14 protein-coding genes are annotated in these 13,908 nt (G+C 69.9%); 9 read left to right on the plus strand and 5 right to left on the minus strand.

Annotated features, from left to right (window positions below):
- Window positions 1-33: 33 nt before the first annotated feature.
- The 8 genes from BM175_RS17325 to BM175_RS17360 all read left to right on the plus strand — a co-directional run bounded on the left by BM175_RS17325 (window position 34) and on the right by BM175_RS17360 (window position 7,813).
- Complete coding sequence (locus BM175_RS17325; RefSeq protein WP_244546056.1) at window positions 34-936, plus strand: N-acetylmuramic acid 6-phosphate etherase; 903 nt, start codon at window positions 34-36, stop codon at window positions 934-936.
- 41 nt (window positions 937-977) lie between these two features.
- Window positions 978-2,240, plus strand: a complete 1,263-nt coding sequence (locus BM175_RS17330; RefSeq protein WP_090965344.1) for an ABC transporter substrate-binding protein — start codon at window positions 978-980, stop codon at window positions 2,238-2,240.
- Between the two features lie 77 nt (window positions 2,241-2,317).
- Window positions 2,318-3,256, plus strand: a complete 939-nt coding sequence (locus BM175_RS17335; protein WP_090965259.1) for a carbohydrate ABC transporter permease — start codon at window positions 2,318-2,320, stop codon at window positions 3,254-3,256.
- An 11-nt stretch (window positions 3,257-3,267) separates the two neighbouring features.
- On the plus strand, window positions 3,268-4,110 hold the full coding sequence (locus BM175_RS17340) for a carbohydrate ABC transporter permease (protein WP_090965261.1): 843 nt from the start codon (window positions 3,268-3,270) through the stop codon (window positions 4,108-4,110).
- The gene (locus BM175_RS17345) at window positions 4,107-5,159 is read left to right on the plus strand and encodes a Gfo/Idh/MocA family protein (protein WP_090965263.1); all 1,053 of its coding nucleotides are present in this window, start codon (window positions 4,107-4,109) and stop codon (window positions 5,157-5,159) included. Before BM175_RS17340 ends, BM175_RS17345 begins: the two co-directional genes overlap by 4 nt.
- Window positions 5,160-5,182: 23 nt before the next feature.
- On the plus strand, window positions 5,183-6,187 hold the full coding sequence (locus BM175_RS17350; RefSeq protein ID WP_090965265.1) for an ABC transporter ATP-binding protein: 1,005 nt from the start codon (window positions 5,183-5,185) through the stop codon (window positions 6,185-6,187).
- A complete protein-coding gene (locus tag BM175_RS17355) occupies window positions 6,184-7,107 on the plus strand; it encodes an ROK family protein (RefSeq protein WP_090965267.1) in 924 nt (307 codons plus the stop codon). Before BM175_RS17350 ends, BM175_RS17355 begins: the two co-directional genes overlap by 4 nt.
- The gene (locus BM175_RS17360; protein ID WP_090965269.1) at window positions 7,088-7,813 is read left to right on the plus strand and encodes a copper homeostasis protein CutC; all 726 of its coding nucleotides are present in this window, start codon (window positions 7,088-7,090) and stop codon (window positions 7,811-7,813) included. Before BM175_RS17355 ends, BM175_RS17360 begins: the two co-directional genes overlap by 20 nt.
- A gap of 9 nt (window positions 7,814-7,822) precedes the next feature.
- Here the strand turns inward: BM175_RS17360 and BM175_RS17365 are convergent, their stop codons facing one another.
- Window positions 7,823-8,929, minus strand: a complete 1,107-nt coding sequence (locus BM175_RS17365; protein ID WP_090965346.1) for a saccharopine dehydrogenase family protein — start codon at window positions 8,927-8,929, stop codon at window positions 7,823-7,825.
- 129 nt (window positions 8,930-9,058) lie between these two features.
- Between BM175_RS17365 and BM175_RS17370 the strand changes: the two genes are divergently transcribed.
- Window positions 9,059-9,496: an Lrp/AsnC family transcriptional regulator gene (locus BM175_RS17370; protein WP_090965348.1), complete on the plus strand. Its 438-nt coding sequence runs from the start codon at window positions 9,059-9,061 to the stop codon at window positions 9,494-9,496.
- Between the two features lie 51 nt (window positions 9,497-9,547).
- On the opposite strand, the gene BM175_RS17375 is transcribed toward BM175_RS17370, so the two are convergent.
- From BM175_RS17375 to BM175_RS17390, 4 genes are all read right to left on the minus strand, one after another.
- Window positions 9,548-10,750 (minus strand): L-dopachrome tautomerase-related protein, encoded by a 1,203-nt coding sequence (locus BM175_RS17375; RefSeq protein ID WP_090965271.1) that lies wholly within the window; start codon window positions 10,748-10,750, stop codon window positions 9,548-9,550.
- Window positions 10,751-10,776: 26 nt separating this feature from the next.
- Complete coding sequence (locus tag BM175_RS17380; RefSeq protein WP_244546057.1) at window positions 10,777-11,754, minus strand: SMP-30/gluconolactonase/LRE family protein; 978 nt, start codon at window positions 11,752-11,754, stop codon at window positions 10,777-10,779.
- A gap of 86 nt (window positions 11,755-11,840) precedes the next feature.
- A complete protein-coding gene (locus BM175_RS17385; protein WP_090965273.1) occupies window positions 11,841-12,242 on the minus strand; it encodes a diacylglycerol kinase in 402 nt (133 codons plus the stop codon).
- Entirely contained in the window at window positions 12,239-13,891 is a 1,653-nt protein-coding gene (locus tag BM175_RS17390; RefSeq protein WP_175526892.1) for a phosphoethanolamine transferase, read from the minus strand. The genes BM175_RS17385 and BM175_RS17390 overlap by 4 nt, the downstream gene beginning before the upstream one ends.
- Window positions 13,892-13,908 lie beyond the last annotated feature (17 nt).

A 13,908-nucleotide genomic window follows, 5' to 3' on the forward strand; every position in this document is an offset into this window, starting at 1 on the left:
GTGGCGTCGCGACCAGACGAGGAGAGTGCGACCTTGGCGACCGGTCTCCGCCGCACCGAACAGCGTCATCCCGAATCCCTCGGGCTCGACGCGCGGTCCTCGCAGGAGGTGCTGGCCCGTCTCCTCGACGGCCAGGTGCGGGCGCTCGCCAGCGTCGACGCGGCGCTGCCGGCGATCGCCGAGGCCGTGGCGCTGGCGGCCGATGCGCTCGATCGCGGCGGCCGCCTCGTCTATCTCGCGGCCGGCAGCCCGGCGCTGATCGCGCTCGCCGACGCGCTCGAAATTCCACAGACCTACGGCGAGCCGGCCGAACGATTCGCCGCGATCCTCGCCGGCGGGCTCGACATCGTCCGCGATTTCACCGGCGGGCCGGAAGACGATGCGGCGGCCGGGCGGCGCGACGTCGAGGCGGCCGGCATCGGTGACCGCGACTGCGTCCTCGCCGTCTCGGCCAGCGGCTCGACGCCCTTCGTCGTCGCGGGCCTCGAGGCGGCGCGGGACGCCGGCGCTGCGACGGTGGCCGTCGCCAACAACGCCGACGCGCCGATCTTCGCCGCGGCCGACGTCGCCATCCTTCTCGACACCGGGCCGGAAGTCGTCGCCGGCTCGACGCGCATGGGCGCGGGCACCGCGCAGAAGGCCGTCCTCAACATGATCTCGACCGCGCTCGCCGTGCGCCGCGGCCATGTCCACGACGGCCACATGGTGAGCCTTCGCGCCGACAACGCCAAGCTCCTCGAGCGCGCGGCGCGCATGGTGGCGGACGCCGCCGGCACCCCTCCCGAGATCGCCGCCGCCGCGCTGGAGAAGACCGGCGGCGAGGTGAAACCCGCCGTGCTTCTCGCAGCCGGCGCCTCCGACCTTTCCGACGCGCGGGCACGCCTTGCCCGCACGAAGGGCCACCTGCGCCGGGCCCTCCAGGAGCTCGGCCGATAACAAGACGCCCGAACGCTTCGGGCATGCAACAGGAGACGGGCATGACGACGACCATCCTCAAAGCCTCGGTGGCCCTGGCGGCGCTCGCCGCCCTCTCGGGTTCGGCCCTGGCGCAGACGACGCTGACCATCGAGAGCTGGCGCAACGACGACCTCGCCACCTGGCAGGACAAGATCATCCCAGCCTTCGAGGCGCAGCACCCCGACATCAAGGTGACTTTCGCGCCGACCGCGCCGACCGAGTACAACTCGGCGCTCGCCGCCAAGCTGGATGCCGGCTCGGCCGGCGACCTCGTCGCCTGCCGCCCGTTCGACGCCTCGCTCGGCCTCTTCCAGAAGAAGCAGCTCGCCGACCTGACCAGCCTGCCCGGCATGGAGAACTTCACGCCCGCCGCCCGCACCGCCTGGTCGACCGACGACGGCTCGCAGACGTTCTGCGTGCCGATGGCCGCCGTGCTGCACGGCTTCATGTACAACAAGACGGCCTTCGAGGAGCTGGGCGTCCAGCCGCCGAAGACCGAGGCCGAGTTCTTCGCCCTCCTCGACAAGATCAAGGAGAACGGCACCTACGTGCCGCTGGCCATGGGCACCAAGGACCAGTGGGAAGCCGCGACCATGGGCTACCAGAACATCGGCCCGAACTACTGGAAGGGCGAGGAGGGCCGGAAAGCCCTGATCGCCGGCACCCAGAAGCTGACCGATCCCGACTGGGTGAAGCCCTTCGAGACGCTCGCCAAGTGGGGCCCCTACATGGGCGACGGCTTCCAGGCGCAGACCTATCCCGACAGCCAGAACCTCTTCACGCTCGGGCGCGCGGCGATCTATCCGGCCGGCTCGTGGGAGATCGCGACCTTCGAGGCGCAGGCCGACTTCGAGATCGGCGCCTTCCTGCCGCCGGTCCAGAACGCCGGCGACACCTGCTACGTCTCCGACCATCCGGACATCGCGCTCGGCCTGAACGCCGCCTCCAAGAACGCCGAGGCCGCCAAGACCTTCCTCTCCTGGGTCGCCAGCCCCGAGTTCGCGACGATCTACGCCAACGCCGCGCCCGGCTTCTTCCCGCTGATCGACAAGCCGGTGACGCTCGAGAACGCGCTCGCCAAGGAGATCGTCGGCTGGCGGGGCACCTGCCAGTCCTCGATCCGCTCGACCTACCAGATCCTGTCGCGCGGCACGCCCAACCTCGAGAACGAGACCTGGACGGCGTCCGCCAACGTGATCAACGGCACCGAGACGCCGGCGCAGGCGGCCGAGAAGCTCCAGAAGGGCCTCGACAGCTGGTACAAGCCGGCCGCCGCCAAGTGATCGCCTGACCCGCGCCGGGAGGCGGCGTCCGCGCCGCCTCCCCTCCTTCCCGACCGGCCAGCCTTGAGGCGCCCCCGATGACGCAAGACCCCGAGGCGCCGATCCTCAAGGCCCGCCCGCGCTGGCACATCGCCGTGTTCCTGGCGCCCGCGCTCCTCGTCTACACCGTGGTCATGCTCGTGCCGCTGATGCAGACGCTGCTTCTGGCGCTCGAGAACGTGCGCGACGGAAACCGCGTCTTCGTCGGGCTCGACAACTTCCGCACCCTGTTCGGCGACCCGCGCTTTTCCGACGGGTTCTGGAACGCGCTGCGCAACAACGTCTATTTCTTCGTACTCCACATGCTGATCCAGAACCCGATCGGCATCGCGCTGGCGGCTCTCCTGTCGGTGCCGCGGCTTCGCGGCGTCGCGCTCTACCGCACGGCGCTGTTCCTGCCGACCATCCTGTCCTTCGTGATCGTCGGCTTTCTCTGGAAGCTCCTCCTGTCGCCGCTCTGGGGCGTCGCGCCCAACCTCCTCGGCTCGATCGGCCTGAAGTCGCTCTTCGCGCCCTGGCTCGGCCAGGAGGCCTATGCGCTGACCGCCGTCTCGCTGGTCTCGATCTGGCAGTTCGTTGGCATTCCGATGATGCTGATCTACGCCGCCCTCATCACCATCCCCGCGGAGGTGATCGAAGCCGCCGAATGCGACGGGATCACCGGCCTCAAGCAGTTCTTCAAGATCAAGCTGCCGCTGATCATGCCGACGATCGGTCTCGTCGGCGTGCTCACGTTCGTCGGCAACTTCAATGCCTTCGACCTGATCTACGCGATGCAGGGGGCGCTCGCCGGGCCGAACTTCTCGACCGACATCCTCGGCACCTACCTCTATCGCATCTTCTTCGGCTTCCAGCTCCAGGCGGGCGACCGCTACATGGGCGCGGCGGTGGCGACGGCGATGTTCCTGATCATCCTCCTCGGCGTCTCGTTCTACCTGTTCGTCGTCCAGCGGCGCATGCGCCGCTACCAGATGTGAGGCGGTCGCCGATGACCCCGAAAGCTCCCGCCCAGCGCCTGCGCTTGTGCTTCGTCCACGCAGCGCTCCTCCTCTACTGCCTGATCTCGGTCCTGCCGGTCCTCGTGATCGTCATGAACTCGTTCAAGACGCGCCGGGCGATCTTCGCAGCCCCCCTCGAGCCGCCGCTGCCGACCACGGCGAGCCTTGCCGGCTACCGCACGGTGATCGCGCAAGGCGACTTCCTCCTCTACTTCCAGAACAGCCTGACGGTGACGATCGGCTCCCTGTTCTTCGTGCTCCTCTTCGGGGCGATGGCGGCCTTCGCACTGTCGGAATACCGCTTCCGGCTGAACACCTTCCTCGGCCTGTTCCTCGCGCTCGGCATCATGGTGCCGATCCGGCTCGGCACGGTCGCGATCCTGCAGATGATGGTCTCGGCGGGCCTCGTGAACACCCTGACCGCGCTCGTCCTCGTCTACACCGCGCAAGGGCTGCCGCTCGCCGTGTTCATCCTGTCGGAGTTCATGCGCAACGTCTCGGACGACCTGAAGAACGCCGGGCGCATCGACGGCCTGTCGGAATACCGGATCTTCTTCGTGCTCGTCCTGCCGCTCATCCGGCCGGCGCTCGCGACCGTCGCGGTCTTCACCATGATTCCGATCTGGAACGACCTCTGGTTCCCGCTGATCCTCGCGCCTGGCGAGGCGACGAAGACGGTGACGCTCGGCGCCCAAATCTTCCTCGGCCAGTTCGTCACCAACTGGGAAGCGGTGCTCGCCGCGCTGTCGCTCGCGATCCTGCCCGTTCTCGTCCTCTACCTCCTGTTCTCCCGCCAGCTGATCGCCGGCATCACCGCCGGAGCCGTGAAATGACCGCCCCTCTCAAGGTCTTCGTGATGGGTCTCGGCCAGATGGGCCGCAGCCACGCGCTCGCCTACCATACGGACCCTGGCTTCGAGATCGTCGGCCTCGCCAACCGATCGCCGGTCGATCTGCCGGAGGCGCTTCGCGCCTATCCGATGCTGGCCGATTTCGAGGCGGGGCTGGCGCTGAAGCCCGACCTCGTCTCGATCAACACCTACACCGACAGCCATGCCGACCTTGCGATCCGCGCGATGGAAGCCGGCGCGCATGTCTTCGTCGAGAAGCCGCTCGCCGGCACGGTCGAGGATGCGCAGCGCGTGGTCGATGCGGCCAAACGCACCGGCCGCAAGCTCGTCGTCGGCTATATCCTGCGCCACCATCCGTCCTGGGTGGAGTTCATCGCGCGGGCACGTGCCCTCGGGGGGCCGTACGTCTTCCGCATGAACCTCAACCAGCAGTCCGCCGGGCAGGCCTGGGAGATCCACAAGCGGCTGATGCGGACGACCTCGCCGGTGGTGGACTGCGGCGTCCACTATCTCGACGTCATGCTGCAGATCACCGACGCGGCGCCGGTGGAAGTGCGCGGCATGGGCCTTCGGCTGTCCGATGAAATCGCCGAGACACAAGTCAACTACGGCCATCTCCAGGTGCTCTTCGCCGACGGCTCGCTCGGCTGGTACGAGGCGGGCTGGGGGCCGATGATCTCGGAGACCGCCTTCTTCGTGAAGGACGTGATGAGCCCCAGGGGCTCGGTCTCGATCGTCATGGACGAGGGCGCGAAATCGGCCGACATCGACACCCACACGAAGACCGCGCGCCTGCGCATCCACCATGCCGGGCTTGGGGCCGACGGCCTCTTCGAAAGGCAGGACGAAATGGTCTCGATGGCGGGCGAGCCGGGCCACCAGGCGCTCTGCGACGCCGAGCAGCGCTTCGTGCTCGATGCCATCCATGAGGACAGGGATCTCACCCGACACATGGACGACGCCGTGCGCTCGCTCGCCGTGGTGCTGGCCGCCGACCGGTCGATGCGCGAAGGAAAGGCCGTCCGCCTGTGAACGCTCACACCCCCCAGACCCCCGTGCATTCCCTGAAACTGTCGCGGATCGTGAAGACCTTCGGCCCGATCGAGGTCCTGAAGGGCGTCGATCTCGAGGTGAAGCCGGGCGAGTTCGTCGTCTTCGTCGGCCCGTCGGGCTGCGGTAAGTCGACCCTGATGCGGATCATCGCGGGGCTGGAGACGCAGACCTCCGGCACCGTCGAGATCGGCGGGCGCAACGTCGACGCCACCGTGCCGGCCAAGCGCGGCATCGCCATGGTGTTCCAGTCCTACGCGCTTTATCCGCACCTCACCGTCGCCGGCAACATGACGCTGGCGCTGAAGGAGGACGGGGTGCCGAAGGCGGAGCGCGAGGCGCGCGTCGAGAAGGCCGCCGGGCTCCTCCAGCTGACGCCGCTCCTGAAGCGCCGCCCGGCGGAGCTGTCGGGCGGGCAGCGCCAGCGCGTGGCGATCGGGCGCGCGATCGTGCGCGAGCCGCAGCTCTTCCTGTTCGACGAGCCGCTGTCGAACCTCGATGCGGCGCTGCGCGTCGCCACCCGCCTCGAGATCGCCAAGCTCCACCGCACGCTCAATGCCACGATGATCTACGTCACCCACGATCAGGTCGAGGCGATGACGCTGGCCGACCGGATCGTGATCCTGAACGGCGGGACCGTGCAGCAGGTCGGCCGCCCGATCGACCTCTACAACCGGCCCGACAACCTCTTCGTCGCCGGCTTCATCGGCTCGCCCAAGATGAACTTCCTGACGGGTCGGCTGGCCGAGGAGGCGGGCGCCGCAACGCTCGGGATCCGCCCCGAGCACCTGCGCGTCGACCCTGATGGGCCTTGGCCCGGCACGGTGCGCCATGCCGAGCATCTCGGCTCCGACACCTATCTCTACGTCGTCCTCGGCGACGGGCAGGAGGTGACGGTGCGCATTCCCGATGAAACCGCGATCGCGATCGACGACCGCGTCGCGCTCGGTCCCCTGCCCGGCCGCATCCATCGCTTCGACGCCGCGGGCCTTGCGATCCGCACCCCATGATCGCCTGCTTCGACATCGGCGGCTCGGCGATCAAGTCCGCGCGCGCCGGCTCGCCCGCCGATCTGACGGTGCTCGGCAGCCGCCCGACGCCGCTCCATGACTTCGACGCCTTCGCCGGCATCCTCGCGGAGATGATCGCGGAGGCCGGTCTTCCCGAGGGCGCGCCCGCGGCGCTGTCGATCACCGGGGTCGTCGACCCTGCGACGAGCCGCATCAAGGTCGCCAACATCCCCTGCATCGACGGGCGCGCGCTTGCGGGCGACCTCGCGGTGCGGCTCGCGCGGCCCGTCACCGTCGCCAACGACGCGGACTGCTTCGCGCTGGCGGAGGCCATGGAGGGCGCGGGCGCCGGCCACCGCGTGGTGTTCGGGGCGATCCTCGGCACCGGGGTCGGCGGCGGGCTGGTGATCGAGGGACGCCTTCTCCAGGGCGCGGGCGGCTTTGCCGGCGAATGGGGCCATGGCCCGATCGCCGCCTGGCGGGCGGGGACGCCGCCGGTCGAGGTGCCGCGCTTTCCCTGCGGCTGCGGCCAGACGGGCTGCGTCGACACGGTCGGCGGCGCGCGCGGGCTGGAGCGCCTCCATCGACACCTCCACGGGCGGACGCGCACGAGCCGCGAGATCACGGACGGTTGGATCGCGGGCGACGGGGCGGCGGCGCGCACGATCGACGTCTGGACCGATCTCGTCGCCGATCCGCTGGCGCTGGTCGTCAACTTCGTCGGCGCCGACGTGGTGCCGGTGGGCGGTGGCCTCGCCAATGTCCACGCGCTGATCGAGCGGCTCGACGCGGCCGTGCGCGCGCGCATCCTGCGCCGGACGCACGCTCCCCTCGTGGTGCCGGCCCGGTGTCGCTTTGAGCCCGGCCTCATCGGCGCCGCGATCCTGGCCTTGCGGGAAGATGCCGATGCCGCTGCTTGAGGTCTGCGTCGGCGATCCCGAAAGCCTGGACGCCGCGGTCGCGGGCGGCGCCGACCGGATCGAGCTGTGCTCGGCGCTGGAGATCGGCGGCCTGACGCCGACGCCGGGGCTGATGGCGCTCGCCGCCGCGGCGCCCGTGCCGGTCTATGCGATGGTGCGCCCGCGCGGCGGCGGCTTCGTGTTCTCGCAAGCAGAGCGCCGCGCGATGCTCGCCGACATCGCCGCCATCCGCGCGGCCGGGCTTTCGGGCGTCGTCCTCGGCGCCTCGCGCCCCGACGGCACGCTCGACCGCGACACGCTGGCGGACCTCGTCGGCGCCAGCGCCGGGCTCGGCCTGACGCTCCACCGCGCCTTCGACCTCGTGCCCGCGATCGAGCCAGCGGTGGATCTGGCGGTGGACCTCGGCTTCGAACGCATCCTGACGTCGGGCCGCGCCGTCGCGGCGATGGACGGCCTCGCCGATCTCGCCCGTGCCCACGCGCTGGCGGACGGACGCCTCGCCATCATGGCGGGGTCCGACCTGTCGGCGGACAACGTCGCCGCGCTGCTCGCCCGTGTGCCGCTTGGCGAGGTCCACGGCTCCTGCTCGGCCACCATCGGCCCCGACGACGCCAACGCGCAACGGCTCGGCTTCGGCGGGAGCCGACGCCGGACCGATGCGGGCGAAGTGCGCCGCATGAAGGCGGCGCTCGGCAGTTCCGGCTGAGGCGGACCGTCAGCCGGCCTTGCGCAACTCGGCCGCCGCCGGGTCGTAGGCGCGGCCGAAGCGGTTGGCGAGGAAGTCGGGAAGCGCGATCTCCTCTTGCCGGACGAAGCCGAACCGGGGCAGCCGCCCTTCGGCCAGAAGGTCGAGCACGGCCGTGATGCCGGCCGCCGTGGTGATCTGGATGGCGCTCATGCGCCGCCCGGCGACGACCCCGGCATAGATCTTGTTGGCATAGGTCTCCTGCAGGTAGCGCCCGTCGCGCCAGCCGCAGACGGTGACGAACACCACCACCACGTCCTGCATCGTCGCCGGCAGCGCGTTCTCGAAGAGGTCCTTCAGGACGTCGCGCCGGTTCTTCAGGTTGAAGTCGTTGAGGAGGGCCTTGATGATCGCCTGGTGGCCGGGATAGCGGATCGTGCGGTAGTTCATCGTCCGCACGCGGCCTTCCAGCGTCTTGGCGAGCGTGCCGAGGCCCCCCGACGTGTTGAACGCCTCGTAGGTGACGCCGTCGAGCGAGAACTCCTCGCGCTCCTCCATCGCCGGGACCGCGATCAGCCGCCCCTCGACGATCGCCTCGCAGGGCTCGATGTACTCGTTGATGAGCCCGTCCGTGCTCCAGGTCAGGTTGTAGTTCAGGGCGTTGGACGGATACTGCGGCAGCGCGCCGACCCGCATGCGCACCGAATCCAGGGTCTCGAAGCGCGCGGCGAGATCGTTGGCGACGATCGAGATGAAACCGGGCGCGAGGCCGCATTGCGGGATGAAGGCACTCGTCGCCCCGTCCGCCAGCCGCTCCACCATCCGCGTCGTCGCCACGTCCTCGGTGAGGTCGAGATAGTGGACGCCCGCCTCGCGTGCGGCTTCCGCAATCCGGCCCGTCAGATGGAAGGGCGCGGCGGACAGGACGGCAAAGCGGCCTTTCAGGGCGCTGACGACCTCGCCGTGGTTGAGGATGTCGAGCGCCAGGCCCTCGATCGCCGGGTGCTTTTCCAGCTTGGCGAGCTGCTCTGCGCTGCGGTCGGCGACCGTCACCTGCCAGTCGCCCGTCGCCGCCAGCATCAGGGCAATCGCGCCGCCGATCTTGCCCGCACCGATCACCATCACCTGCTTCGTCATGCCCATCCTCGCCTCTTCGACATCAAGGCAGTGTAAAGGCGAGGCCGGCGGATACGAGCGGCGGATTGCGCGATCCGTCGCAGCATCCTACGCATATCGACGACGGGAATGAACAAGGCGACCAGCTGGATGGATCTGACCGCAAAGGACCGGGACCTTCTCGCCCTCCTGTCCGAGAACGCCCGTCTGCCCGTGGCGACGCTCGCCAAGCGGCTCGCCGTGTCGCGCACCACCGTGCAGGCGCGCCTCGAACGGCTGGAGCGCATCGGCGTCATCGCCGGCTACGGTGTGCGCCTGTCGGACGCCTACGCGTCGAGCCTCGTGCGCGCCCACATCCTGATCACCATCGCGCCGAAATCGCTGACGCAGGTCACCGCCGCGATCGAGCGAGTGGAGGCCGTGACCGAGCTTCACTCGATCAGCGGCGCCTTCGACCTCATCGCGATCGTCGCCTCGCCCTCGATCGCCGAACTCGACCGGCGCATCGACGACATCGGTGCGATCGACGGGGTGGAGCGCACCCAGTCCTCGATCATCCTGTCGACGCGGCTCCGGCGACAGGGCTGACGCGGCATCCGCCTTCGGGGCCCGCGGCCTTCGGCGCCCGTGCCGGGCCGTTCAGGCGGGCCCGGCGTCGATGCGGATGCGAAGGATCGCGTAAGGCGGCTTCTGGAGGTCGGTGCCGCCGTTGTATTCCGGCCGGCGGTTGACCTGCGCCGCCGACACGTAGAGCCACCGGTCCTCGGTGATCACGATCGTATCGGCCCAGATCAGACGCGGGTCCGAGCCGAGCACCTCGACGGTGCCGTCGGGCAGGCGGCGCCCGAGCGCGTTCTGCTCCTGCAGCGTCAGATAGACGCGATCCTCGGCGTCCGCGCCGAGCCCGCCTGTCATCCCCTTCTCGCCGAGGTCCTCGACCCCGGCCGCGACGTTGGCATCGGTCTGCGCGGCGTCGAGAAGGCTGTCGGTGTCGACCGCGTAGAGCCGGCGCCCCATCAGCGGCGCCCAGTAGAGGCGCCGGCCGTCCGGCCCGAGGGCGATGCCGTTCGCCCCGCCCTGCACGGTCTGCGGCTTGCCGCCCCCCCCATCGCGCAGCACCGGCCGGTGCTCGACGAACTTCTGGACGCCCTTCTGCGAGCGCGTCGAGGCATGGGACCCAAGCCGGCGCACGACGCGGCCCGTGTCGAGGTCGACGGCGAGGATCGCCCCCTGCCCGTCCTGCCCCTGGTCGGTGACGAAGGCGCGCGCCCGCCCGTCCGCCGTATCGACGCGCAGATCGTTGAGGGAGGAGGTCGGCTCGACGCCGGGATCGAGCGGCACGACGCGCAGGACCTCGTTGGTCTCGATGTCCATCTGCACGAGTTTGGTGCCGCCGGGCACCGGAGGCCCCGAGCCGTTGGGCAGGCCGGCGTCGAGAAGCCACAGCTTGCCCGCGCGGTCGAAGACGCCGTTCGGCACATGGAAGAGGGTCGCCTGCGGGCGCTGCGGATCGGGCGTGTTGGTGCCTTGGTCGGGATAGGGCGTGACCGAGCCGTCCGGCGCCACCTCGCCGAGCGTGTAGGGCTCCTTGCCGGTGAAGCGCGGCATCATCACGAAGACGCGGCCCTTCGGCGAGATCGCAAGGCCCGTCGGGGTCGAGGGCGCGTCGGCAAGGATCGCGAGCTCCATCGCGCCCGCCTCACGCGCGGCCTCGGCCGCGGCGCCGCCTCGGGCGGCCGGGGCCGGGGACGGCGAGGTCTGGGCCTCGGCACGGCGGATGAGCGGAAGCGTCGCCGCCCCCGCGAGCGCGGAGACGAGGAAGCGTCGGCGGGCGATGGTCATGGCGGATCCTTCCCGTGGGGGCTGTGTCACAGGGCGAGCCCTCGCGCCTTCAGGTCGATGGCGTGGATGGAGGTGCCGGACGCGATGAAGAGCCGGCGGCGCTCCGCACCGCCGAAGGCGACATTGGCGGCGGGGCCCGGCGTCGCGATGCGCCCGAGCCACGTCCCGTCCGGATCGTAGATGCGAACGCCGTCCTCGCAGGCGGCATAGAGGCGGCCGGTGGAATCCACCGCCAACCCGTCCGGCACGCCGCTGTCGAGCGCGGCGAAGACCCGGCCCTCGTCCGGCCGCCCGTCGGCCTGGATCGCGAAGACGCGGATCTCGCGCGGGCCTTCGGGGTTCAGCGCCGCGCCGGATTCGGCGACATAAAGCGTCTGCCCGTCCGGCGAGAGCGCGATGCCGTTCGGCTGGTCGATCGTGTCGATCATGGCGTCGAGACGCCCGCCAGGATCGATGCGATAGACGCGCCGGGCAGTCTGCTCGGGTTCGGCCATCAGCCCCTCGTCGGGCTGGCGGATGCCGTAGACGGGATCGGTGAACCAGATCGCGCCGTCGGGCGCGAGCACGGCGTCGTTGGGCGAATTGAGCGCCTTGTCGTCGAAACGGTCGGCGAGAACCGTCAGGCTGCCGTCGGCCTCGCACCGCACCACGCGCCGCGTGCGATGCTCGCAGGTAACAAGGCGTCCCTCGGCGTCGAGGACGTTGCCGTTGGCGTTGTCGGACGGGTCGCGCAGCGCGTCCACCGTGCCGTCGTCGCGCAGCACCTGGAGCCGGTTGCGCCGGACGTCGCTGAACACGAGGCCGCCAAGCGCCGGCACCCAGCAAGGACCTTCGCACCAGCGCCCTTCGCCGTAGAGTTCGACGAGGCGTGCGTCGGGTTCGACGACGTCGGCAAGGCGCGGATCGCGTGTCAGAACCACCGGCGCCGCGTCGGCACGCCGGCCGAATGCGGCCACCGCCAGCGCCAGCGCCCCCATCTTCAGGACGGCCCGTCTCCCGTGCATGCCCATCCGTCGTCCTCGACCCCCTGGTTTGGCAGGGCAACGACGAAGCCGGGCTCTTCGATCCCGCGGCGGGACGCCGCCCCACCTCAGACGAGGGCGAGGAGGCTCCAGGCGGCGAAACCGAGGTTGACGACGAGGAGGCAGAACACGGCGAACGAGCCGAGGTCCTTCGCCTGTCCCGCAAACGCCGAGAACTCCGGCGACACCCGGTCGACGATGAGTTCGATCGCCGTGTTGAGGGCCTCCGTCGCCGCCAGCGCGAGGAGAAGCCCGCCCTGGATCAGGAGCACCGGCGTCGTGGCCCCGCCGAGCGCGAGGGCCGCGAGGAGAACGAGGCCGAGCACGATCTCGTGACGGAAGGCGGGCTCGGCAAGGAGCCGCAGGAAGCCCGCCAGCGAGTATCGGGTCGAGGCGAAGAGATGGGCGAGCCCGCGGAGCTTCTCGGGCGGCACGGGCGGCGGCGGCTGGACGGGCGCCTCGAGGCTCATCGGGCCTGGCCTCCGAGGTCGGAGACCTGCGACGGCGCGGCCGGCGTCCGGCAGGGCGCGAAGGCGTCGAGCGCCGTGTCGTAGACGCCAGTCTTCACATCCGCGAGGCCGAGCATCGTGTGGAAGAGATTGTCGTGGGAGAGCGGCGCGTCGCGACGGCCGGCGAGGCACCGGGCGTCGATGCCCATGGTCCGCGCGAAACCGTCGGAGAACCAGGCGATCATCGGCACATGCGTCTGCGTCGAGGGGGCGAGGATATAGGGCATCGCGTGGAGGTAGATGCCGTTCTCGCCGAGCGACTCGCCATGATCGGAGAGGTAGAGCATCGTGGTGTCGAGGTCGGTGCGCGCCTTCAGGCGGTCGATCGTCTCGGCGAGGTTGTGGTCGGTGTAGAGGATCGTGTTGTCGTAGGCGTTGACGATCTCCTCGCGCCGGCAGTTGGCGAACTCGGCGGTCTGGCAGGCCGGCGTAAAGCGCTCGAACGCTTGCGGATAGCGCTTGAAATAGGTCGGCCCGTGGCTGCCGAGCTGGTGGAGGACGATCAGCGTGTTGCCGGTAACGGTCTTCAGCTCCGCGTCCAGCCGGTCGGTCAGGATCTCGTCGCGGCACTCGCCGCCCTCGCAGAAGCGCGGGTCGGCCGTATCGGGCAGATAGGTGTAGGGCACGCGGTCGGCCACGTGGTAGGCGCCCGTGTCGTTGTCGATCCAGCGCACGTCGAAGCCGGCGCGCTTGACGACGTCGAGAAGGTTCTCGACCGAGCGGGCCTTCTCGTCGGAATGCCCGGCGCGCGTGAGGTTGGAGAACATGCAGGGCACCGAGACGGCGGTGGAGGTTCCGCAGCTCGACACGTCCGAGAACGACACGACGCCGCGCGCCTTAAGTTCGGGATTGGTGTCCTTCTCGTAGCCGTTCAGCGAGAACTGCTGGCCCCGCGCCGTCTCGCCGACCACGAGGACGGCGACCACGGGCTTCTGCGCCCTAGCGAGGCGGGGGCCGGGAACCGCGTCGGTGCCCAGCGGCGCGACGACATAGACCGTCTCCCCGTCCCAGTGCTGGGCGTACTTGACGAGGGCGGTGACCGGTGCGACCGGATTGAGGCTCGCCATCAGGTCGCGATGGGTGCGGAAGGTCGAGGCGTAGCTCGAATAGAAGGTCAGGACGATCGCCACGGTGAGCGCAAGGCTCGGCAGGATGAGCGCCAGATTGCGCCGCGCCTTCTGCCAGAACGGCCGGTGGCGGACCCGCACGACGGCAACGAGCGCGGCCGGAACGAGCCCGAACAGGACGAGATGGAGGACGAAGCCGGCGGTGAGGAGATGCCCTGCCTCCGCCGTCGTGGTCTCGGCGACGTTGGTGATCATGTCGCGGTCGATCAGGATGCCGTAGCTGTCGACATAGTAGGAGGCAACGGCCGAGATCAGGATCAGCGCGATCACCAGCGGCTTCAGGAGGAAGCGCAACGAGACGGCCGCTAGGATCGAGAACATCAGGAGGAAGAGGCCGATGCCCAGCGCCGCCAGATGCAAGGGGTGGTTGGTGAAGTAGAGAAGGCCCTTGCGCCAGAAGGTGCCGTTCAGCGCAAACAGGAGATAGGCCGTGGCGAGCGCTGCAAGGGTCAGGCTGCCGATGGTGGGTCTGGCAAGGCGCATGTGCGGCGTCCGGGACG

Origin of the sequence: Aureimonas phyllosphaerae (genome assembly GCF_900113065.1) — a bacterium.
In the GTDB taxonomy this organism is placed as follows: domain Bacteria; phylum Pseudomonadota; class Alphaproteobacteria; order Rhizobiales; family Rhizobiaceae; genus Aureimonas; species Aureimonas phyllosphaerae.

What these genes read in the sequence shown, in the direction of transcription:
- BM175_RS17360 (WP_090965269.1), top strand. Translation starts at nt 7,088, where the DNA reads ATGCCGATGCCGCTGCTTGAGGTCTGCGTCGGCGATCCCGAAAGCCTG.
- BM175_RS17330 (WP_090965344.1), top strand. Translation starts at nt 978, where the DNA reads ATGACGACGACCATCCTCAAAGCCTCGGTGGCCCTGGCGGCGCTCGCC.
- BM175_RS17385 (WP_090965273.1), bottom strand. Translation starts at nt 12,242, where the DNA reads ATGAGCCTCGAGGCGCCCGTCCAGCCGCCGCCGCCCGTGCCGCCCGAG.
- BM175_RS17370 (WP_090965348.1), top strand. Translation starts at nt 9,059, where the DNA reads ATGGATCTGACCGCAAAGGACCGGGACCTTCTCGCCCTCCTGTCCGAG.
- BM175_RS17365 (WP_090965346.1), bottom strand. Translation starts at nt 8,929, where the DNA reads ATGACGAAGCAGGTGATGGTGATCGGTGCGGGCAAGATCGGCGGCGCG.
- BM175_RS17340 (WP_090965261.1), top strand. Translation starts at nt 3,268, where the DNA reads ATGACCCCGAAAGCTCCCGCCCAGCGCCTGCGCTTGTGCTTCGTCCAC.
- BM175_RS17390 (WP_175526892.1), bottom strand. Translation starts at nt 13,891, where the DNA reads ATGCGCCTTGCCAGACCCACCATCGGCAGCCTGACCCTTGCAGCGCTC.
- BM175_RS17345 (WP_090965263.1), top strand. Translation starts at nt 4,107, where the DNA reads ATGACCGCCCCTCTCAAGGTCTTCGTGATGGGTCTCGGCCAGATGGGC.
- BM175_RS17355 (WP_090965267.1), top strand. Translation starts at nt 6,184, where the DNA reads ATGATCGCCTGCTTCGACATCGGCGGCTCGGCGATCAAGTCCGCGCGC.
- BM175_RS17375 (WP_090965271.1), bottom strand. Translation starts at nt 10,750, where the DNA reads ATGACCATCGCCCGCCGACGCTTCCTCGTCTCCGCGCTCGCGGGGGCG.
- BM175_RS17335 (WP_090965259.1), top strand. Translation starts at nt 2,318, where the DNA reads ATGACGCAAGACCCCGAGGCGCCGATCCTCAAGGCCCGCCCGCGCTGG.
- BM175_RS17380 (WP_244546057.1), bottom strand. Translation starts at nt 11,754, where the DNA reads ATGCACGGGAGACGGGCCGTCCTGAAGATGGGGGCGCTGGCGCTGGCG.